General features: G+C 70.0%; 17 protein-coding genes. 4 read left to right on the top strand and 13 right to left on the bottom strand.

What is annotated here, in order from left to right:
• Positions 1-31: 31 nt before the first annotated feature.
• The 4 genes from ACX114_RS31935 to ACX114_RS31920 all read right to left on the bottom strand — a co-directional run bounded on the left by ACX114_RS31935 (position 32) and on the right by ACX114_RS31920 (position 4183).
• Positions 32-1597: a beta-ketoacyl synthase N-terminal-like domain-containing protein gene (locus ACX114_RS31935; protein ID WP_459290842.1), complete on the bottom strand. Its 1566-nt coding sequence runs from the start codon at positions 1595-1597 to the stop codon at positions 32-34.
• Between the two features lie 29 nt (positions 1598-1626).
• On the bottom strand, positions 1627-3102 hold the full coding sequence (locus ACX114_RS31930; RefSeq protein WP_459290840.1) for a DUF6250 domain-containing protein: 1476 nt from the start codon (positions 3100-3102) through the stop codon (positions 1627-1629).
• An 82-nt stretch (positions 3103-3184) separates the two neighbouring features.
• Positions 3185-3892, bottom strand: a complete 708-nt coding sequence (locus ACX114_RS31925; RefSeq protein ID WP_459290838.1) for a hypothetical protein — start codon at positions 3890-3892, stop codon at positions 3185-3187.
• A gap of 27 nt (positions 3893-3919) precedes the next feature.
• Complete coding sequence (locus tag ACX114_RS31920; protein WP_459290836.1) at positions 3920-4183, bottom strand: molecular chaperone DnaJ; 264 nt, start codon at positions 4181-4183, stop codon at positions 3920-3922.
• Positions 4184-4239: 56 nt separating this feature from the next.
• Between ACX114_RS31920 and ACX114_RS31915 the strand changes: the two genes are divergently transcribed.
• Both ACX114_RS31915 and ACX114_RS31910 read left to right on the top strand, forming a co-directional pair.
• The gene (locus ACX114_RS31915) at positions 4240-4998 is read left to right on the top strand and encodes a DUF4159 domain-containing protein (RefSeq protein ID WP_459290834.1); all 759 of its coding nucleotides are present in this window, start codon (positions 4240-4242) and stop codon (positions 4996-4998) included.
• Positions 4999-5026: 28 nt separating this feature from the next.
• Positions 5027-7306 carry a glutamine amidotransferase gene (locus ACX114_RS31910; RefSeq protein WP_459290832.1) on the top strand — a complete coding sequence of 760 codons (2280 nt, stop codon included), beginning with the start codon at positions 5027-5029 and terminating at the stop codon, positions 7304-7306.
• A 63-nt stretch (positions 7307-7369) separates the two neighbouring features.
• Here the strand turns inward: ACX114_RS31910 and ACX114_RS31905 are convergent, their stop codons facing one another.
• The 3 genes from ACX114_RS31905 to ACX114_RS31895 form a co-directional block, all read right to left on the bottom strand.
• Positions 7370-7927 carry a superoxide dismutase family protein gene (locus tag ACX114_RS31905; protein WP_459290830.1) on the bottom strand — a complete coding sequence of 186 codons (558 nt, stop codon included), beginning with the start codon at positions 7925-7927 and terminating at the stop codon, positions 7370-7372.
• 110 nt (positions 7928-8037) lie between these two features.
• A complete protein-coding gene (locus ACX114_RS31900; protein ID WP_459290827.1) occupies positions 8038-9615 on the bottom strand; it encodes an N-6 DNA methylase in 1578 nt (525 codons plus the stop codon).
• A gap of 21 nt (positions 9616-9636) precedes the next feature.
• On the bottom strand, positions 9637-10491 hold the full coding sequence (locus tag ACX114_RS31895) for an ion transporter (protein WP_459290825.1): 855 nt from the start codon (positions 10489-10491) through the stop codon (positions 9637-9639).
• A 141-nt stretch (positions 10492-10632) separates the two neighbouring features.
• Between ACX114_RS31895 and ACX114_RS31890 the strand changes: the two genes are divergently transcribed.
• On the top strand, positions 10633-11397 hold the full coding sequence (locus tag ACX114_RS31890; protein ID WP_459290823.1) for a bestrophin-like domain: 765 nt from the start codon (positions 10633-10635) through the stop codon (positions 11395-11397).
• A 45-nt stretch (positions 11398-11442) separates the two neighbouring features.
• Positions 11443-12555 carry an alpha/beta fold hydrolase gene (locus tag ACX114_RS31885; protein ID WP_459290821.1) on the top strand — a complete coding sequence of 371 codons (1113 nt, stop codon included), beginning with the start codon at positions 11443-11445 and terminating at the stop codon, positions 12553-12555.
• Between the two features lie 106 nt (positions 12556-12661).
• On the opposite strand, the gene ACX114_RS31880 is transcribed toward ACX114_RS31885, so the two are convergent.
• The 6 genes from ACX114_RS31880 to ACX114_RS31855 form a co-directional block, all read right to left on the bottom strand.
• Complete coding sequence (locus ACX114_RS31880; protein ID WP_459290819.1) at positions 12662-14269, bottom strand: sodium:solute symporter family transporter; 1608 nt, start codon at positions 14267-14269, stop codon at positions 12662-12664.
• Positions 14270-14279: 10 nt separating this feature from the next.
• Positions 14280-14558 (bottom strand): DUF485 domain-containing protein, encoded by a 279-nt coding sequence (locus ACX114_RS31875; protein ID WP_120549906.1) that lies wholly within the window; start codon positions 14556-14558, stop codon positions 14280-14282.
• 35 nt (positions 14559-14593) lie between these two features.
• The gene (gene acs / locus ACX114_RS31870; RefSeq protein ID WP_459290817.1) at positions 14594-16558 is read right to left on the bottom strand and encodes an acetate--CoA ligase; all 1965 of its coding nucleotides are present in this window, start codon (positions 16556-16558) and stop codon (positions 14594-14596) included.
• Between the two features lie 11 nt (positions 16559-16569).
• Entirely contained in the window at positions 16570-17673 is a 1104-nt protein-coding gene (locus ACX114_RS31865; protein WP_459290815.1) for a porin, read from the bottom strand.
• A 180-nt stretch (positions 17674-17853) separates the two neighbouring features.
• Positions 17854-18642, bottom strand: a complete 789-nt coding sequence (locus tag ACX114_RS31860) for a hypothetical protein (RefSeq protein WP_459290813.1) — start codon at positions 18640-18642, stop codon at positions 17854-17856.
• 115 nt (positions 18643-18757) lie between these two features.
• Positions 18758-19237 (bottom strand): hypothetical protein, encoded by a 480-nt coding sequence (locus ACX114_RS31855; RefSeq protein ID WP_459290811.1) that lies wholly within the window; start codon positions 19235-19237, stop codon positions 18758-18760.
• Positions 19238-19303: the final 66 nt, after the last annotated feature.

Below are 19303 nucleotides of genomic sequence, written 5' to 3'. Positions count from 1 at the left end.
CCCTTCGCGGAAACCGCCGCGCCTCCCGGCGCTACTTCCAGGGCCGGGAGATGACGCAGGCGTTGATGCCGCCCACGCCCATGGACAGCTTGCCCGAGCACCCCTCGGGCGCCGCCACCTCTTCATTGAAGACGAAGCGGCCGTGCACCTTGGCGATCTGCTTGTTGAGCTCCGGGGCGGAGAGCGGCGTGGGGTACACCTTGCCGGCTTCCGCGCCCAGGTACTGCGCGGTGAGCTCCCAGCCGCCGCCCGCGGACATGCCGTGGCCGAAGGTGCCCTTGCGCGCCGTAATCAAGACGGACTCCGGCAGCACGTCGCGCAGGTTCTGCACCTCCAGGAAGTCGCCCGGGGTGGCGGTGGCGTGCAGGTCCCAACTGCCCACGTCCTGGGGCTGGCAACCCGCGGCGCCCAGCGCCTCGCGGATGGCCAGGGTGGGGCCTTCCTTGGACGGGGTGATGATGTGGTCCGCGTCCGCGGTGACGCCCACGGCCACGGGCTCCAGGCCCAGCGCCTTGAAGCCCTTCTGCGTGAAGTGCTCGTAGTCGCCCACCACCCACACCACCGCGCCTCCGGCGATGTGCGTGCCGCGCAGCGCGGTGAGGGGCTTGGACACGGCGGCGTCCGCGGAGATGACGCGCGCGTTGTAGAAGCCGCCCACCACCAGCGGGTTGGGCGCCGCGTCCGTCATGCCCAGGACGACGGCCTTCGCCTCGCCCAGGCGGATGGCGTTCATGGCCAGCTTCAGGCCGTAGCCGAAGGACGAGCACGCGGCCACCGGCGCGAACGTCATGCCCGTAATCTGGCCGAGCATGGACACCTGGGACGCGGGTGTGTTGTGGATGTTCCACAGCACGTTGGAGGACACGGCGTTCCACGGCGGCTCGGGCGCGTTCCACTTCTTCTGCAGGCGCCCGTTGCGCGTGCGCTTCTCCTTGATGACGGCCAGCTTGGCGGACTCCACGTCGCCCTCGTCGGGCACGCCAATGGCTTCAATCTCGCGCAGCTCCTCCAGGTACTCGCGCAGCTCCGGGGAGCGGCCGGCCCAGAAGTGCCACCAGTCGTCCTCCGCCTTGTCGCGCTCCACCTCCTCGATGGTGGAGGGCTCCGGGGGCAGGCCGGGCAGCGGCTCGCGCGTCTCACGCCACTGGCGCAGGGCGCCGTTGCGCTCGGGGGAGGCCCAGAAGCGGTCCCACCGGCGCTGGGCGCGGTAGAGGTCCAGGGAGATGTGCTGGATGGTGGGCAGGTCGCCCAGGCCGGTGCCCACGTAGACGTGGGCCCGGGTGCCCAGCTCCTGGAGCTCCTTCTCGATGCCCGGGTTCTGCGCCAGCGACTGGATGAACGCGCCGATGGCGTACTGCGTGGGCTGCCCCATCTTCCGCTCCAACTGGGAGAAGCGGTTGGCGGGGAAACGCGCGTCGATCCACGGCTTGTAGGCCGCCAGGTCGAACTCGGGCGTGCCGACGAGGAAGTTGTCCGGACCGAAGCCGTTGAAGGGGGTCAGCCAGGTCTCGGACGACGCGAGGTTCTTCGCGAAGGCCTCGATGTTGGGGGAACGCGGGGCAACCACGCCCCAGCCGAAGATTCCGACTCTGCGCACGGGTGTTTCCTCCGCCGCCCGGGGGAAGGCTACAGCGGCTGGATCTTGAGGTTGTCGAAGTGGACGCGCGTCTGCCAGCCGGAGAACCCGAAGTACTGGTTCCGGGGGCCGTAGAGCGGGGACGCGTCCTGGAGGGTGAGGAAGGGCTTGCCGTCCACTTCCCACGACAGGAGTCCGTCCCGCCGGGTGATTCTGAAGTGGTAGCGCTGGCCGGGCACCACCGCGGCGCCGTCGCGCACGGCGCGGTCGTTGGTGTGCTCGTGCTGGCGCGCGATGATGGACTGGGTGTTGCGCCAGCCGCCGAAGATGAAGACGTAGCCGGTGGCGGTGTACTGCAGGCGCGGGTCACCCGCGTAGAAGGAGCGGCCGTCGCCCCACGCCTCCACCTTCATGTCGCCTTCGGGGCTGTCACCCCAGGCGTCGAACTCGATGACGGCGTTCTCCGGGATGGGCTTCTTCAGCCACACCGGGCGGTTGCCCAGGTTCTGCACCACCAGCGCCCCGTCCTCGATTTTCACGGCGGCGGGGTTCGTGACGTTCCACGCGTCACCCAGGGTGTCGCGGTTGAAGTCGTCCTCGGAGGGGCCCGGGGGCAGGGTGGGCTCCTGCTTCGCCACCATGGTGGCGGGCATGGAGTCCGGCGTGCCCACGCGCAGGTTGTCGAAGAACAGCTGCGACTCCCAGCCGGACAGGCCCATCCGGTCCTGGCCCTTGCCCTTCAGGGGGAACGGGTCGTCCAGCTCCGCGACCAGCTGCCCGTCGATGGCCCACTTGAGCACGTTGCCACGCCGCTCGATGCGCCAGTGGTACGTGCGGCCGGACTGGATGGGGGCGCCCACGCGGGACTCCACGCGCACCCGGGTGTCCTTCTTGAAGACGCCGGTGGCGACGAGGTCCGCGCCCTGGCCGCCGCCCTTCTCCGCGATGCGCGCGGCCTTGCGCTGGAGCGCGTCCAGCGCGGGGGCGTTGATGTCCTTCCGGGCGAGGACGGACAGGCTGTTGTTCCATCCGCCCTGCACCAGCACGTAGCCGGACGCCGGGTCGCGGCCGTTGCCGAACAGCTCCACGCGGATGTCGCCCTCGGGGTACTCGGGGCGCACGTCGAACTCCACCGCCACGTCGTCCGGCAGCGCGGCCTGGAGCCACAGCGGGTTGTTCTTGGGCGCGGGACCCAGGAGCTCCCCGTTCGTCACGCGCCAGTAGGCGCCGGTGGAGAAGAAGTCGCGCGAGACGACGGCCGGGTCGTTGAACGACTGCTGGTAGGGCACCGTCGCGGTGACGTCCGCCTGGCCCCGGAAGAGCGCGTAGTGGATGAGCGGGAGCTGGATGAAGGCGATGGCGCCCGCGAGGACGGCCCACCCCTTGCGGCTCATGCCGGCGGGCTTGCGCCACCCCTCATGGGGCACGGCGGGCTGGGCGGCGTCCGGGGAAGACGGGACGGAGGCCGCCGGGGGCGACCCTTCCTGCTTCTGCGTGTCCTTGTCCTTGCGGCTGGCCTGGCCCATCGATGCTCGAGGAAGGGGAGGGGGAAAGCCGGCGGAATCTACGCCCCGGCCCCCCCGGCGTAAAGGATTGCCGGGACAGGGGTTACTTGACCCCCCAGCGCTTCTCGAGCGCCTGCTGTTCCGCCAGGCGCTGCTTGAGCCGCTGCTTCTCCGCCTTCTGTTGATCCGACTCCTCCGGCGAGGGGCGCACGGCCAGCTGGTAGACACTGCCCGCCAGGGCGAAGAGGAGCGCGGCGATGATGACGCCCCAGGGGCGGCTGGCCACCGCCTCCACCACGCCGCCGAACTGGTGCAGCGCCGCGAGCGCGCCAATCACCAGCAGCCACGCGCCCACCACCGACGCGACGATGCCGCTCACCTGCCGGTGGAGGAAGGCGCCCACCAGACCGCCGATGATGAAGCCCGGCCCGAAGCCGAGCAGGAAGTCCGCGGGGCCGGCGATCTGGCCCGCCAGGAGCCCCAGCGGCACGCCCACGCCCACGAAGGTGACGGCGGGCGGGAAGAGGAAGCCCAGCGCCATCAGCGCCGCGGCCACCAGGGTGGGCAGGCGCGGATCCAGGTCTCCCAGGTCCAGCCGCTGGGTGACGGCGCCCGTCCACACCAGGCCCAGCACCGCGCCCACCGGGCCCGCCACGACGCGGAACAGCTTGCCGCCGCCCGCGAGCAGCAACACCAACCCCACGAGCGCGACCACGACGCCCACCCACATGGGCAGCAGCCGGTAGATGCCCACCCAGCCGGAGGGGTTGAAGGTCTGGTACGACTTGAGCGCCTGGAGGAAACCTTCCATGACGCGCCATCCTAGCGGCTGTGGCCGTCAGGAATAGCGGGTCAAGGCGAGCCCCAGCAGCACCGCCAGGATGACGGCCCCCAGGAGCGCGTAACCGTAGAGGGCGCGGGGCGTTTCGGTGGCGCGCAGCAGGTCTTCCGCGCGTTCGCGGTCTTCCGGGGAAGGGTTGTTCGCGAGGATGCGCTGCGCTTCCCGCCGGGCGCCGGCCACGTCACCGGCGTCCTTGCGGGCCCAGGCGGCGCGCACGTGTTCAGAGCCGGGCTCCGGGGGCGTCTGTCCGCCTTTCGCCATGGGGCGCGTCTATACCAGGGAATGCAGGCACCCGCCGACGGTATAAGCAGGTCCCCATGCCTGTGCGGTCCCTCTCCCGTCGAAACCTCCTGCTCGCCACGTCCGCGCTCGTCCCGCTGCTGTCCCGGCGTGCGGCCGCGTTCGGTGAGAAGAGCCGCTTCATCCCCGCCGTGGCCCGGCATGGAGGCCGCTGGGACGGCCGGCTGTCCGGACTGCGCCGGCTCGCGTGGGAGCTGCAGCGGCGCACGTCCGTGGAGGTGGTGCCGGACGCGCGCCCGTTCGCGCTGAACAGCCCGGACCTCTTCGAGTACCCGTTCCTCTACTTCGGCGGGGACGGGCCCTTCCCGGCGCTGAGCGACGCGGAGGTGTCCAACCTGCGCCGCTACCTGACGTACGGCGGCTTCGTGTTCGGGGACGCCAACGACGGCAGCGACGGGGACGGCTTCGACGCCAGCTTCCGCCGGGAGATGGCGCGCGTGCTGCCGCAGAGCCCGCTGAAGGAGGCGCCAGGGACGCACGTCGTCTTCAAGTCCTTCTTCCTGCTGGACGCGGCGCCGGGGCGCCTGCTGCACAAGCCGCTGCCGCTGGTGGCGAGCGTGGGCAAGCGCGCGGCGGTCATCTATTCGCAGAACGACGTGGCGGGCGCGTGGAGCCGCAGCGAGTCCGGCGACTACGAGTTCGACGTGTCCCCGGGCGGCGAGCCGCAGCGCGAGCTGGCCATCCGGCTGGGCATCAACCTGTGCATGTACGCGCTCTGTCTGGACTACAAGGACGACGCGGTGCACCTGCCCCTCATCCTCAACAAGCGGCGCTGAGAGTGCGTTTCCTCGCGCGAACCCTCGAATGAACTCCCCGTCCTTCAACGCGTGGAAGCTCGTCAGCCTGTCGCCGCTGCCCGTCTGGGCGCTGGTGCTGCTGGGCGTGGGGCTGGTGCTGGGCATCGGGCTGGCGGCGTGGGGCGTGCGCCGCGAGCCGTCCCGGGGCCGCAAGCTGCTCCTGTGGGGCCTGCGCATCGGCGCGGGCGTGGCGGCGTTCTTCTTCCTGTTGGAGCCCGGCATCCGGCACCTGCAGGTGGCGCGGATGAAGAACCGGGTGGCGGTGCTGGTGGACCGCTCGGCGTCCATGAACTTCCCGTCGGAGCCGGGCGGGCCCACGCGCAGCGCGCAGGTGGCGGCGTTCCTGGAGAAGGCGGCGCCCACGTTCGCGTCCTGGCAGGACCGCTTCACGGTGGAGGTGTACGGAGTCGACCCGGAGCTCTCTCCGGTGACGGCCGCGCAGCTGGCCCAGGAGCCCGCGCGGGCGGGCACGACGGACCTGCTCGCGGCGCTGCGGTCCGCGGCGTCCGGAGGGCAGGGGGCGCGCAAGCTGTCCGGCGTGCTGCTGTTCAGCGACGGCGCGGACAACGCGGAATTGAAGGCCGGGGCGGTGGGCCGGGCGAGAGCCGCGCTCACGGACCTGGGCGTGCCGGTGTCCACGTTCCTGGTGGGCCAGGAGGCGCTGAAGGATTTGTCGGTGGAGGGGCTGAAGGTGGATGACTTCGCCTTCGTGCGCAACTCGCTGACGGTGGAGGTGGAGATCCACGGGCGCGGGTTCTCCGGGCAGGACATCCCCGTCGTCTTGAGCCAGGAGGGCAAGACGGTGGCGAGCAAGCTGGTGAAGATGACCACCGGCGACGACGTGAAGCCGGTGTCCTTCACCTTCACGCCGGACCAGACGGGGCGCTTCGTCTACACGGTGACGGTGCCCACGTTCCCGGATGAAGCGGTGAGCGACAACAACAGCCGCTCGTTCACGCTGAAGGTGATTCGCGACCGCGTGCGCGTGCTGCTGGTGGTGGGGCGGCCGTCGTGGGACGAGCGCTTCCTGCGCGGACTGCTCAAGCAGGACGCGAACGTGGACCTGGTGTCGTTCTACATCCTGCGCACGCTGTCGGATGACCCGGGCGTGTCGAACGAGCGGGAGCTGTCGCTCATCCCGTTCCCCATGGAGGAGATCTTCGACACGAAGCTGCACACGTTCGACGTCGTCATCTTCCAGAACTTCGGTTACTCGGACCCTTCGCTGTCCATCGCGGAGTACGAGCGCAACCTGGAGCGCTACATCCACGAGGGTGGCGCGTTCGTGATGATTGGCGGCGACAGCGTGCTGGGCGAAGGGCGCGCGTCGATGCCCACGCTGATGGAGGCGCTGCCGGTGGAGGCGGCGGGCCCCGCGAACGCGGACCCGTTCAAGCCGCGCCTCACGCCGGAGGGCCTGCGGCATCCGGTGACGTCCATTGGCACGGGCGCGGCGAGCACGGAGGGCGCGTGGGGCGAGCTGTTGCCCATTCCGGGCGCGAACCTGACGCGGGCGCGGCCGGGGGCGACGGTGCTGATGGACCACCCGTTCATGACGGTGGACGGGAAGAACGCGCCGCTCGTGTCGGTGTGGGACTACGGGCGGGGCCGGGCGATGGTGGTGGCGACGGACGCGACGTGGTCATGGGCGTTCACGGCGCACCGGGACGGCTCGCCGAGCCGGGCGTATGACCGCTTCTGGGGCAATGCGCTGCGCTGGCTGGTGCGGGACCCGGACCTGACGACGCTGAAGGTGACGGCGGATCCGCCGTCGGTGGAGCCGGGGCGTCCGGTGGGCGTGCTGGTGCAGGCGCGGATGGCGGACTACCAGCCGGCGGAGGGCGCGCAGGTGCGGGTGGAGCTGTTCTCCGTGGCGACGCAGAAGCCGGTGGCGGTGCAGACGGGCACGGCGGGAGCGGACGGCGTGGTGCGGCTGGAGTTCGCGCCGCCGGCGCCGGGTCCGTACAAGCTGCTCGCGTCCGCGAAGAAGGGCGAGGCGGACCTGGGCAAGGGCGAGGACGCGGTGGCGGTGCGCGCGGTGGGCCCGGAGCTGTCGGACGCGTCGGTGCGGCCCACGCTGATGGAGCAGATCGCCAGCGTCACGGAGGGCAAGGCGTACAAGCTGCCGCAGGACGGGATGCCGGACGTGCCGCTGTTGGATCCGCCGGTGGTGGAGGTGGGGCGCGCGAAGGACCAGCCGCTGTGGGACCGCTGGTACTACCTGGTGGCGCTCATCGCGCTGCTCGGCGCGGAGTGGTTCGCGCGGCGGCGGTTCGGGTACGTGTAGCCAGCAGCCCGGTGGGATGACAGGCCGATGCCTGATGAACAGGCATCGGCCGTGACGCGGTGACTACTCCGACTTCTCCACCACGCCGCAGGCGATGCGGCCGCCGGCGTCGCCGGTCGGGTCGGTGCGGTAGTCGTCCAGCTTCGCGTGGACCATGACGGCGGAGCCGTCCTTGTCGAGCAGCGACTTCACCTTCAGGTCGGCGATGAAGACGTCGAACTGCACCTTGCCGTCCTGGGGGACGTAGAGGTTCGGCAGGTCACCCGCGTGCTGGCCCTTGGGCGACAGCGCGCCATGCTGCTTCTTCGTCGGGTTGAAGTGGCCGCCCGCCGTCTTGAACTCCGGCGCCTCGCACTTGCCCGTCTCGTGGATGTGGAAGGCGTGCTCGCCCGCGGGCAGGTTCATCAGCGAGCCCTTCACCAGCACGCCCTTGGGCGCCTGCTCCAGCGTCACCTCGCCCACGTCCTTGCCCTGGGCGTCCTTCAGCATCGCCTTCACCGTCTCGCCCTTCTTGATGGCGGGCTTCGTGCCCGCGTCCGCGGGAGCCGGCGTCCCGGCGTCCTGGGCCAGGGCGGGCGTGGAGAGGAGGGCGGTGGCAACCAGCAGGGAACGGATCGTCATGTCTTGAAAACTCCAGGGATGGGGTTACCCAACGCGGGCCACACTACCCGCCGCACACCCCGCTCGCTGGAGAATGTCCACCCCCGCATGCATCCGGTGATGGGGAGTCATCACTCCGGCAGCGGGCCCTCCAGCGGCACCGGCACCACCCGGGACGCTCCGAACGCGGGCGCCCAGACGCGCTGCACCTGGGTCCCGTTCAGGAAGCGCATCACCGCGCGGAACGCCGCCTCCGGCCCGCCCAGGCCTTCCGCCCACGCGCTCCCCCGGGGCGACAGGTTCGGCACCAGCGGGCCCAGGGACTCGCGGGACCTGGCGCCCCGGGTGATGCCCAGGCCTTCGTCGCGGATCCGCTGAGGCACGTACAGCGGCGCGAACCGCGCGTGGCGGTGGTCGTGCACGCAGCCGGGCTCCTCCAACAGCGCCGCCGACAGGGGCAGCTCGCGTACGTTGAACAGGAGCTTCACCGCCTCCTCGTGCGGATCATACGGACCGCGCAGCCGGTGGTCCCCGCGCGGAACCAGCCGCCGGTCCAGGTAGCAGAACGCCTTCGCCTCGGGCGGCACCGCGCCCCGGTGCCTCGCGCCGCCGTAGCGGAAGAACGGGCGCACGTGGCGTGTGTCCACCTCCAGCGCCGGCCCCTGCTTCAGCGCGCGCAGCTTGGGCAACAGCGCGGGCTCCAACCCGTGCTCCCGCGCGAAGTCCTCCAGCGTGTCCTGCGTCGCGGCGCAGAAGGCCCGCAGGCGCGCGAGCAGCCGCTCCGGGTCCGCGTCCACCAGCAGCTCATCGAAGCGCGTCTTCACCCCGGGCAGGCTCACCGGGATGAGCGTGGTGAGCAGCTCGCCGCGCGCCCGCCAGTCCGCGTCCAGCGCGGCGGCCTCCTGCGCGATGGGGGAGAGCCGCCACTCGGGAGCCTCGGGCGTGAAGCACTGGCCCTTTCCCTTGTGCTCGTAGCGGGGCGCGGAGGCGTCCAAGCCGGATCGCGACGTCCACACCGTGATGCACGTGCGCACCTGGGTGCCCGTGAAGATGCCCGGGCCCAGGTCCACGACCTCGCGCAGGTGGAGCGCTTGCAGCAGCGCGTGGCGCAGCGGCGCGTAGATGAACGACTCCAGCAGGCTCGCGGGCGTGATGAAGGCCAGCACTCCCGGCCGGGCCGTCAGCCGCTTCATGGCCACGAGGAGGAAGAACGCGAAGTCGTCCCGGAGGCTCGTGCCCGGCGGCATCGCCAGCGGCACCAGGGCTCGCAGCCGCGCGTAGCAGGCCGCGTCCTTCAGCACCGCGGACGTGCCGTTGTAGGGCGGGTTGCCCACCCATAACTCCGCGTGCCCCTCCGGCGTTCCCGCGAGCAGCGGCTCCAGTCCACCCCTCAGCGCGTCCCCCACGCGCACGTCCGCGCCCGGCACGCGGGCCTGGCACAGGTGGGCGACGCCTTCATCCAGCTCCAGGCCGCACAGCCTCGCGTCCGGACGGTGTCGCGCGGCGGCGGCGAGGAAGGCCCCCGCGCCACAGGCCGGGTCCACCACCGTGAGCGGCCCGTCACCCAGGTGCGCCAGCGCGAGCGCGAGCGTGCGCTCCACGATGGGCGCGGGCGTGTAGAACGCGCCCACCGCCTTGCGGTTGATGCCGGGGAACTGGTGGACCAGCAGCTCCTCGTCCAGCTCGGGCGTGTCGATGGCGCGGGCCATGCCGGGCCATCCTAGACAGATTCACCCGGTGGGCCGCGAGGGGGCCCAGTCCAATGCCGTGCCGCAGCGTTTGCAAAAGCGCGCATCCAGGTCATGACCCTGTGCGCCACAACCGGGACACGCCTGGGTATTCAGCGGCTGACGCGTGGCGGCAGCGAGCTCCACCGACACGATGCCCGTGGGCACCGCGATGATGCCGTAGCCCATCACCATCAGGATGGACGCGAGGAACTGCCCCGTCACCGTCTTGGGCGTGATGTCCCCGAAGCCCACCGTCGTCATCGTCACGATGGCCCAGTACATGGAGCGGGGGATGCTGTCGAAGCCGTGCTGCTCGCCCTCCACCATGTACATGACCGCGCCCATGATGACGTCGATGCTCAAGACCGTGCCCAGGAAGACGATGATCTTCGGGCGGCTCGCGCGCAGCGCCGTGAGCAGCACCTCCGCCTGACCCAGGAGGTGGCCCAGCTTGAGGATGCGGAAGACGCGCAGCAGGCGCAGCACGCGGATGACCAGCAGCGTCTGCGCCCCGGGGAACAGCACGCTCAGGAACGACGGCAGCAGCGCCATCAGGTCCACGATGCCGAAGAAGCTGCGCGCGTAGTGCAGCGGCTGGCGCACCGCGATGAGCCGCAGCACGTACTCCAGCGCGAAGAGGATGGTGAAGACCCATTCGGCCACGTGCAGCACGTGGGCATGGCCCGCGCGCACCTGCGCGACGCTCTCCAGCATCACCGCGGCCACGCTGAACACGATGGCCCACAGGAGGGCCACGTCGAATGCCTTCCCCGCGGGGGTGTCCGCTTCGAAGATGATCGTGTGCAGGCGGGCGCGAAAGCCGCTCGGGGGGCTCTGTTCGGAGGGACGGTCCACGGGCCGCGCAGCTTAGGCGCAATCCTTCGCGGAACGTTCAACAGCGTCCCAGTCCCCTGGACCGGAGGCCGCGTTGCCAGGGGCGCGTGCCGGTCCGACGTTCCGGGCGGCCCTGTCCATGGCACGGAGCGGCTCCGGCGAATGATGCGAATCCTCGACGGCATCCCCGTGCGGCTGCTCGCCCTGCTGGTGATGGGCCTGCTCTTCCTGTGCCTGGAGACGGGCTACCGGCTCAGTCACCGGAAGCCGGGGCTCGGCGACGTGTCGGCGCTCCAGGCGTCGGTGCTCGGCCTGGTGGCGCTGCTGCTGGCCTTCTCCTTCTCCATGGCCGCGGACCGGTACTCGATGCGCCGCGCCCTCGTGGTGCAGGAGTCGAACGCCATCGGCACGCTCTACCTGCGCATCGGCTTTCTTCCCGAGCCCTCGCGCGGCGAGATGCGCGCCTGGCTGCGCCGCTACACCGACCTCCGCCTGGAGGGGCACGAAGCCGCGAGTGAGCCGGCCGTCTTCGCGAAGAAGCTCCAGGAGTCGGACCTGCTCCAGACGCAGCTCTGGTCACGGCTGGAGACGCTGGCGCCCCACATCGAGCCTCCCGTGGTCATCCTGGTCACCCAGGCGATGAACGACGTGTTCGACGTTGGCGACGAGCGCATGGCGGCGGCCCACAACCTCATCCCGACCACCATCTTCGTCCTGCTGCTCATCGGGATGCTCGGCTCCGGCGTGCTGTTGGGATACCGGCCCGAGGCACAGGTGCGCGGGCTGCTCTCCTGGACCCTGTTCGTGGTCATCCTGACCGCCGTGATGTTCACGCTCCTGGACCTGGACCTCCCCATGCGAGGACGCATCCGCGTGGACCAGGAGCCGCTGCGGTCGCTCCAGGAGCGGCTGCGCGCCCATCCCTGACCCCGTGTCCAGGCAATGGACGCGAAGGTCGTCCGTTCAAGGGGCATGCGAGCCCTGAAAGACACGTCGAAGCGCGTCATCCTCTCCCTGTCCGGCCTGGGCCTGTCGCTCACGGCCCTCCCCGCCGCCGCGCAGAAAGCGCCGCCCACGCCGCAGGAGGTCATGCGCGAAGCCCGCCGCAGCGTGCTCTCGGATGGCATCGAGAAGGCGGAGGCCGTGCGCATTGGCGGCATCGACCAGTGGATTTCGGTGCGCGGGCGCCACAAGGACAACCCGCTGCTGCTCTTCCTGCACGGCGGGCCGGGCTTCACCGCGCTGCCCTCCGCGTACTTCTACCAGGGCGAATGGGAGGAGTACTTCACCGTCGCGCACTGGGACCAGCGCGGCGCGGGGAAGACGTATGCCCTCACGCCCGTGGACAAGGTGAAGCCCACCATGACCGTGGACCGCATGGTGGCGGACGCGGAGGAGGTGGTCTCGTACCTGCGCAAGACGTACGGCAAGAAGCGCATCGTGCTCGTGGGCCACAGCTGGGGCAGCTTGCTGGGCGTGAAGCTCGTCCAGAAGCACCCGGACTGGTTCGACGCGTACGTGGGCATCGGTCAGGGGTTGGACGTGCCGAGGAACGAGGTCCTGGGCTACGAGGCCACGCTCAAGGCCGCGCGTGCGGATGGCAACAAGAAGGCCATCGCGGACCTGGAGTCCATCGCTCCGTTCCCGGACCCCAAGGACCCCGCGCGCACGCTGGCCAACCTGCACAAGGAGCGCCGCTGGCGCTCGTACTACGAGGTCCACGGCTGGCGCGCGCCGGACTGGCACGGCGCCCAGGTCTGGCGCTACAGCCCGGACGTCACCGACAAGGACATGGACGCGCGCGACGCGGGCCTGGACCTGAGCCTCGAGAGGTTCTGGGGACCCATCAACCAGATGAACCTCACCAAGGAGAACCGCTTCGCCGTGCCCGTCGTCTTCTTCCACGGCCGGCACGACCGCACCGTGTCCGCGCAGCTCCTGGAGGCCTGGTTCCCCACCGTCCAGGTCCCGTCGAAGAAGCTCGTCTGGTTCGAGGACTCCGCGCACATGGTGCACGAGGAGGAGCCCGGCAAGGTGCTCGTGCACCTGGTGAACGACGTGCTCCCGCTCACGCGCGGGAAGTAGTCACGGGGGAAAAAGAAAGGCGGAACCCGAGCCCCTTTGGAAACTCCCGGGTTCCGCCTTGTCCTTCACGCCGAGGAAGAAACCGTGAAGGACCGCCGAGCAGCTTTCAAACCTTCTGAGGCACCGTGCCCGCCACGCCCGTGGGCACCGTCACCGGAGGCGGCGTCACCGGCGCGCCCACGTGCATGCGGTGCTCCACCTCCGCGAACCGCGCCGCCGCCTCCGTCTCCGGCGCCAGCAGCGACACCACCCAGCCCACGATGAAGGACAGCGGGATGGTGACGATGCCCGGGTTCTTCAGCGGGAAGAGGGCGGACGCGTTGCCCAGGAGCTCCACCTGCACCGTGGGCGACAGGAAGATGAGCAGCACCGCGCTGATGGACCCGGTGAGCATGCTGGCCACCGCGCCCTTGGTGGTGAAGCCCCTCCACAGCATGGACAGGAGCAGCGCGGGGAAGTTCGCGCTCGCCGCGATGGCGAACGCCAGGCCCACCATGAAGGCCACGTTCTGGTTCTTGAAGACGACGCCCAGGATGATGGCCAGGATGCCCAGCGCCAGGCTGGCGATGCGCGCCACCTTGAGCTGCTCCGCCTCCGGGGCGTGACCCTTGCGCACCACGCTGGACCACAGGTCGTGGGACAGCGCCGCCGCGCCCGACAGCGTCAGGCCCGCGACCACCGCGAGGATGGTGGCGAAGGACACCGCGGAGATGAAGCCCAAAAAGCCCGTGCCGCCCACGACCTCCGCCAGCATGGGCGCCGCCATGTTGCCGCCCTTGTCCACGCCCACGATGGCCTGACGGCCCACCAGCACGGACGCGCCGAAGCCCAGGATGAACGTCACCAGGTAGAAGAAGCCGATGAGGCCCGTGGCGTAGAACACGCTGGTGCGCGCCGCCTTCGCGTTGGGCACCGTGTAGAAGCGCATCAGGATGTGCGGCAGGCCCGCCGTGCCGAACATCAGCGCCAGGCCCAGGGAGACGGTCTCCAGCGGGTTGGACACCAGCTTGCCCGGCGCCAGCGCCTCCGGCCCGTAGCGGTTCACCGCCTCGCTGAAGAGCGCCATGGGGCTGAACCCGAACCGCCACAGCACCGCCACCGCCAGCGCCGTCGCGCCGCCCAGCAGCAGCACCGCCTTCACGATTTGAACCCACGTGGTGGCGATCATCCCGCCGAACAGCACGTAGAGGATCATCACCGCGCCCACGATGACGACGGCCGTCTCGTAGGAGAGGCCGAAGAGCAGGCGGATGAGGTTGCCCGCGCCCACCATCTGGGCAATCAGATAGAAGACGACGACGGTGAGCGTGCCCACCGCGGCGGACAGCCGCACCGGGGTCTGCTTCAGGCGGTAGGCCACCACGTCCGCGAAGGTGTACTTGCCCAGGTTGCGCAGGGGCTCCGCGATGAGGAAGGTCACCACGGGCCAGCCCACCAGCCAGCCCACGGAGTAGATGAGCCCGTCGAAGCCGGACGTGGCCACGAGCCCCGCGATGCCCAGGAAGCTGGCGGCGCTCATGAAGTCGCCCGCCAGCGCGAAGCCATTCTGTCCGGCGCTGATGCCGCCACCGGCGGCGAAGAACTCCGACGTCGTCTTCGTCTTGCGCGCCGCCCAGTAGGTGATGGCCAGCGTGATGCTGACGAAGAGGAGGAAGAAGACGATGGCCGTGGTGTTGGGCTGGCCAATCTGCGTGCCCGCGGTCGTGGGATTCATGGTTGGCCTCTCAGCGGCGCAGCTCGTCGAGCGCGCTGTCGTACTTCTTGTTGGCCCAGCTCATGTAGACGCCCGTCAGCACCCAGGCGAAGAGGATGGTGAGCGCCCCCAGCACGATGCCGACGGACAGCCCCGGCACGAACTGGTGCCCCATCAGCGGCCGGTTGAAGGCCACCAGCAGGATGAAGCCCAGGTAGGCCACCAGCATCGCCACCGTCAGTGCGCCGGCCACGCGCCAGCGCCTCGCGGCGAGCGCCTTCAACGCCTCGTCCTTGGAATTGCCGTGCATCGGATTTCCTCCTTGCGAAGCGTGAAAAGGGGACTTCAGCGGCGGGGGGCCGGAGGCAGGCCCTTGGTGAGCAGTTCATCCAGCACGGCGGGGTCCGCGAGCGTGCTCGCGTCACCCAGGTTCTCCGTCTCACCACCGGCGATCTTGCGGAGCATGCGGCGGAGGATCTTCCCGGAGCGCGTCTTGGGCAGGCCCGACACCAGCACCACCCGGTCCGGCGTGGCGATGGGGCCAATCACGTGCCGCACCTGTTCGCGCAGGGTGCCCACCATCTTCTCGTCCGGGGTGCGCACGAAGTCCGGCTTCACCGTGACGAAGGCGCACACGCCCGTGCCCTTCAGGTCGTGCGGGAAGCCCACCACGGCGGCCTCGGCGACGGCCTCGTGGGCGACGAGCGCGCTCTCCACCTCCGCGGTGCCCAGGCGGTGGCCGGACACGTTGAGCACGTCGTCCACGCGGCCGGTGATCCAGTAGTAGCCGTCCTCGTCGCGGCGGCAGCCGTCGCCGGTGAAGTACAGCGGCAGGAAGCGCGCGTAGTACGTCTCCATGAAGCGGGAGTGGTGCCCGTACAGCGTGCGCGCCTGCCCCGGCCACGAGCGCGCGAGGCACAGGTTGCCGCTGACGCCGTTGCCCTCCAGCGTGCGGCCCTCCTCATCCACCAGCACCGGCTCCACGCCGAAGAAGGGCAGGGTGGCGCTGCCGGGCTTGGCGGGCGTCGCGCCGGGCAGCGGCGCGATGAGGATGCCACCCGTCTCCGTCTGCCACCAGGTGTCCACCACGGGGCAGCGGCCCTCGCCCACCACGTCGTGGAACCAGCGCCAGACCTCCGGGTTGATGGGCTCGCCCACGCTGCCCAACAGGCGCAGCGACTTGCGCGAGGACTTCGTGACGAACCCGTCGCCCTCCTTGATGAGCGAGCGCAGCGCGGTGGGCGCGGTGTAGAGCGTGGTGGCCTTCAGGTCATCCACCACCTGCCAGAGGCGGCTCGCGTCCGGCCAGGTCGGCGTGGACTCGAAGAGGACCGTCGTGGTGCCGGTGCTGAGCGGGCCGTAGACGAGATACGAGTGGCCCGTCACCCATCCCACGTCCGCGGTGCAGAAGTGCACGTCGTCCGGCTGCGTGTCGAAGATGTAGCGGAACGTCGTGTTCGCGTAGACGAGGTAGCCACCCGTCGTGTGCAGCACGCCCTTGGGCTTCCCGGTGGAGCCGGAGGTGTAGAGGATGAAGAGCGGGTCCTCCGCGTCCATCCACTCCGCGGGGCAGACGCCCCGGTGCTTCTGGACCTCCACGTCCAGCCAGTGGTCGCGCCCCTCTCGCATGGGCACTTCCTTGGGCGTGCGGCGCGCGACGAGCACGGACGTCACCTGGGGCAGCCCCTCCAGGGCCTCGTCGGTGATGGCCTTGGTGGCCACGCTCTTGGGGCCGCGCGGGCCTTCATTGGCGGTGATGACGACCTTCGCGCCGGAGTCCAGCACGCGCTCGCGCAGCGAGTCCGCGGAGAAGCCCGCGAACACCACCGAGTGCACCGCGCCGATGCGCGCGCACGCGAGCAGCGAGTACACCAGCTCCGGAATCATCGGCAGGTAGACGATGACGCGGTCACCCTTCCGCACGCCGTGCGCCTTGAGCACGTTGGCCAGGCGGTTCACGTGGTGCGCGAGGTCGCGGAAGGTGATGGTCTCGTACTCGCCGGGCGTGTTCTTCGCCCAGAGGATGGCGGCCTTGTCCGGGCGCGCCTTCGCGTGGCGGTCCACGCAGTTGACGGTGACGTTGAGCTTGCCGCCCACGAACCAGGCGAAGTCCGCGGCCTGTTCGTTCACCTCGCGGATGGACTCCGGCGGGTGGAACCAGGTGAGCTGCCTTGCCTGCTCTCCCCAGAAGGCGTCCGGGGCCTCCAGGCTCTGGCGGTAGAGGCGCTGGTACTCCTCCAGGCTCTTCACATGCGCGGTGCGGCGGAAGGCTTCCTTGGGCTGGAAGAGCGAATCCGTGTGGGTGGCCATGGGGGGAGTCCTCAGTAGAAGAGCTGGAGCTGGGCGGTGCCGGTGATGCCCGTGGTGGCGTGGGCGATGTCTCCCGCGCGCGACACGGCCACCTCCGTCTTCAGGTTGAAGGTGTGCTTCTGGAACCAGAGGTTGAGGCCGGGCTTGAACGTGAGCAGGTCCGTCGAGTCCACGCGCCCGTTGAAGTACTCGCTGCTGAAGACGGGCTCGACGATGCCGATGCGGTAGCCCAGCTCCACGAAGAAGCCGGTGCCGCTGCGCACGTTGTCGAAGCCCTGCTGCCAGGAGAAGACGTTGCTCTGGAAGACGAACTCCTGGTTGTCCCCCACGGGGATGTCCAGGAACACGTCCGCCGCCAGGGCCACCGCGTCGTGCACGCCGGAGGCGGTGGCGATGGCGCCGTACTGGTAGTCACCGCCCACGCCGAAGGACAGCAGGGGCTCTTGCGTGAAGTAGATGCCGCGCAGGAACTGGTCGTACTCGTGGCCCCAGACGTTGTAGCGGGCGTGGCCCACGACGCGCGGCAGGTCGTCCGCGTTGACCGTCTGGCCGTTCTCCAGCTTCGCGCCCTCCACGCCGTTGAGGATGGCGGCGCGGTACGTCCAGGGGCCCGCGAAGCCGCGCACCTGCACGCCCATGTCGCGCCACACCTTGCCCACGCCGAGCGGGTAGCGGATGAGGTCGGAGTGGTAGTCCACCGTCTGGAGCGCGATGGCGCCCTGCAGCGCGTGGTGCGACAGCGGCGCGAGGATGAAGCCCGCCTCCACCCACGTCTTGTCGGCGAACTCGTACGCGACCGTGGCGTCCTGGATGAAGAAGGCGACGCTGTAGTCGCCGTTCTTGCCGAAGTTTGGCTGGTCCGTGTCGATGAAGAACGACAGCTTCTTCGTGATGTTGCCGAAGATGAGCAACCGCACGCGGCGCAGGTAGAAGTCCGTCCCCACGCCGCCCGTGGGCGCGCCGTCCTTGATGAGCTGCATCTGCGGATGCAGCAGCACGTCCACGTTGAGGACCGCGTCCTCGCCCAACTGGATCTTCCCCGCCGCCGCCGGCAGCGCGGTCAGCAGGGCCGTGAGCACCAACAACCGCGACAGGAGATGGGGGAGGGGACGCATGGGTCCCCATCCCCTGAGCAACGCCCGTTCCACCCGCGTGCGCTCCGGGTTTCAGGACCTTGGGGGTTGGCTCGCCGCGTCAGGATGTGGCGGAAGGTGACAGGGCGTTACCCCCCGTAACGATTCGTGCAGCGCGTCGTAACACCGGAGTAACACCGCGTTGTCTCGCCGCGCGGGCGCTCAATGCGGTGCGGCGAGCGTGGGCCCGGGCGGCGTGGGCCGGGGCGGGACGGAGTCCGGGACGGTGACGGGGGACTGCTTCGCCAGGCGCCAGGGCGTCTGTGCCTCGCCCCGGCGCTGCGCGCGGATGCAGCGCCACAGCTCATTGGCGTACGGCAGCGCGAGCGTGGCGGCGATCGCTCCGAGGATGCCCTTCAGGTAGCCGCCCGGCAGGCGCTCCTCCTTGAGCCGCAGGCGCCACCTCCCCCTGCGGCCTCCCACGCCCCAGATGGCGAGGAACTGGTCCCAGTGCAGGCAGATCATCGACGACACGGCCATGAACGGGAGCACCTCCAGGAAGCTGTGCGTGTGCTGTTCGCGGGGGAGCACCTGTCGCTGGTGCCGGGTGGCGTAGGCCACGTCCCAGAAGGCGGTGGCCTCATGCACCAGCGTGTGGCCCAGCATGAGGGAGAGCGTGAGCGGGTTGATCTCCATCACCAGGCCCATCACCACGGGCACGCCGACCTCGGACATCATCAGGCAGTGGATGAGGGACTCGCCCGCGCCACTGGTGTGCTCGATGTCCGTCTTCTTGTGCCACACCCAGTCCACCACGCCCGGGATGAGCCAGGCGGGCAGCATGAAGTAGAGCAGGAAGCGGCGGGTCGCCGTCTCCACGTCCGTGGCCTTCGGCGACAGGTCCATGCGTGGGCGGCGCAGGTAGCTTCGCGCGGCGCGCTCCAGGCGCAGCGCGCGGGCGCGCCGGCCCCATGGGAGGGAGACTTCGCGGAACAGGGAGATTCCGGCCATGCGCGCTCCTCTTGCTGGGCCCCTCGGGGGGCGTGTCGCGTTGGAAGCTGCGCACGCACCCCGGGCGGGACAGGGAGGGGCGGGCCGCCGGGCGGGCTCCGGCCCTTCCGGTGCCTTACGACTCGTAGAGGGAGACGTTGCACTGGGTGCTGACGAACTGGCACTGCATCTCTTCCGCGGAGCCGTTGACGAAGAAGTAGAGCGTGTTGCCCGCGTCAGGGGAGGAGAGCGTGCAGTAGAAGTTCTGCTTGCACTGCCAGATCTTCCCGTTGGCGTCCTCGAACTGGATCCACCAGTAGTCGTGGCCGATGGCGCCGGTCCAGAAGATGACCTGGAACGACGAGCTGGTCGCGTTCTCCGCCAGCGAGGCCCAGTTGCCCTGCTGCTGGTACTCGGGGTTGTTGCTGTAGCGGTGGCGCAGCGTCACGTTGGTGATGGCGGCGCCCCAGTGGTTGACGACCACGGCGTTGGCGGTCTGCTGCGTGGACTGCGGCGCGCCGACCTTCGCGGTGGTGCGCGTCTTGTCGGGGGAGAGGCGGGTGTCGAAGCCGGACAGCGGCTGACCATCGAGGCCGAGGCGGGTGGGGCTGCACATGGGAGTGTTCTCCTGGGCCACCGGGGGTTGTCGTTGATTCGCCGGTGGACGCCAGGACCCATGAGC

This window comes from Corallococcus sp. M7 (genome assembly GCF_054512695.1).
Note: the sequence above shows the minus strand (reverse complement) of the source record. Positions and strands in the feature narration are given on the sequence as shown.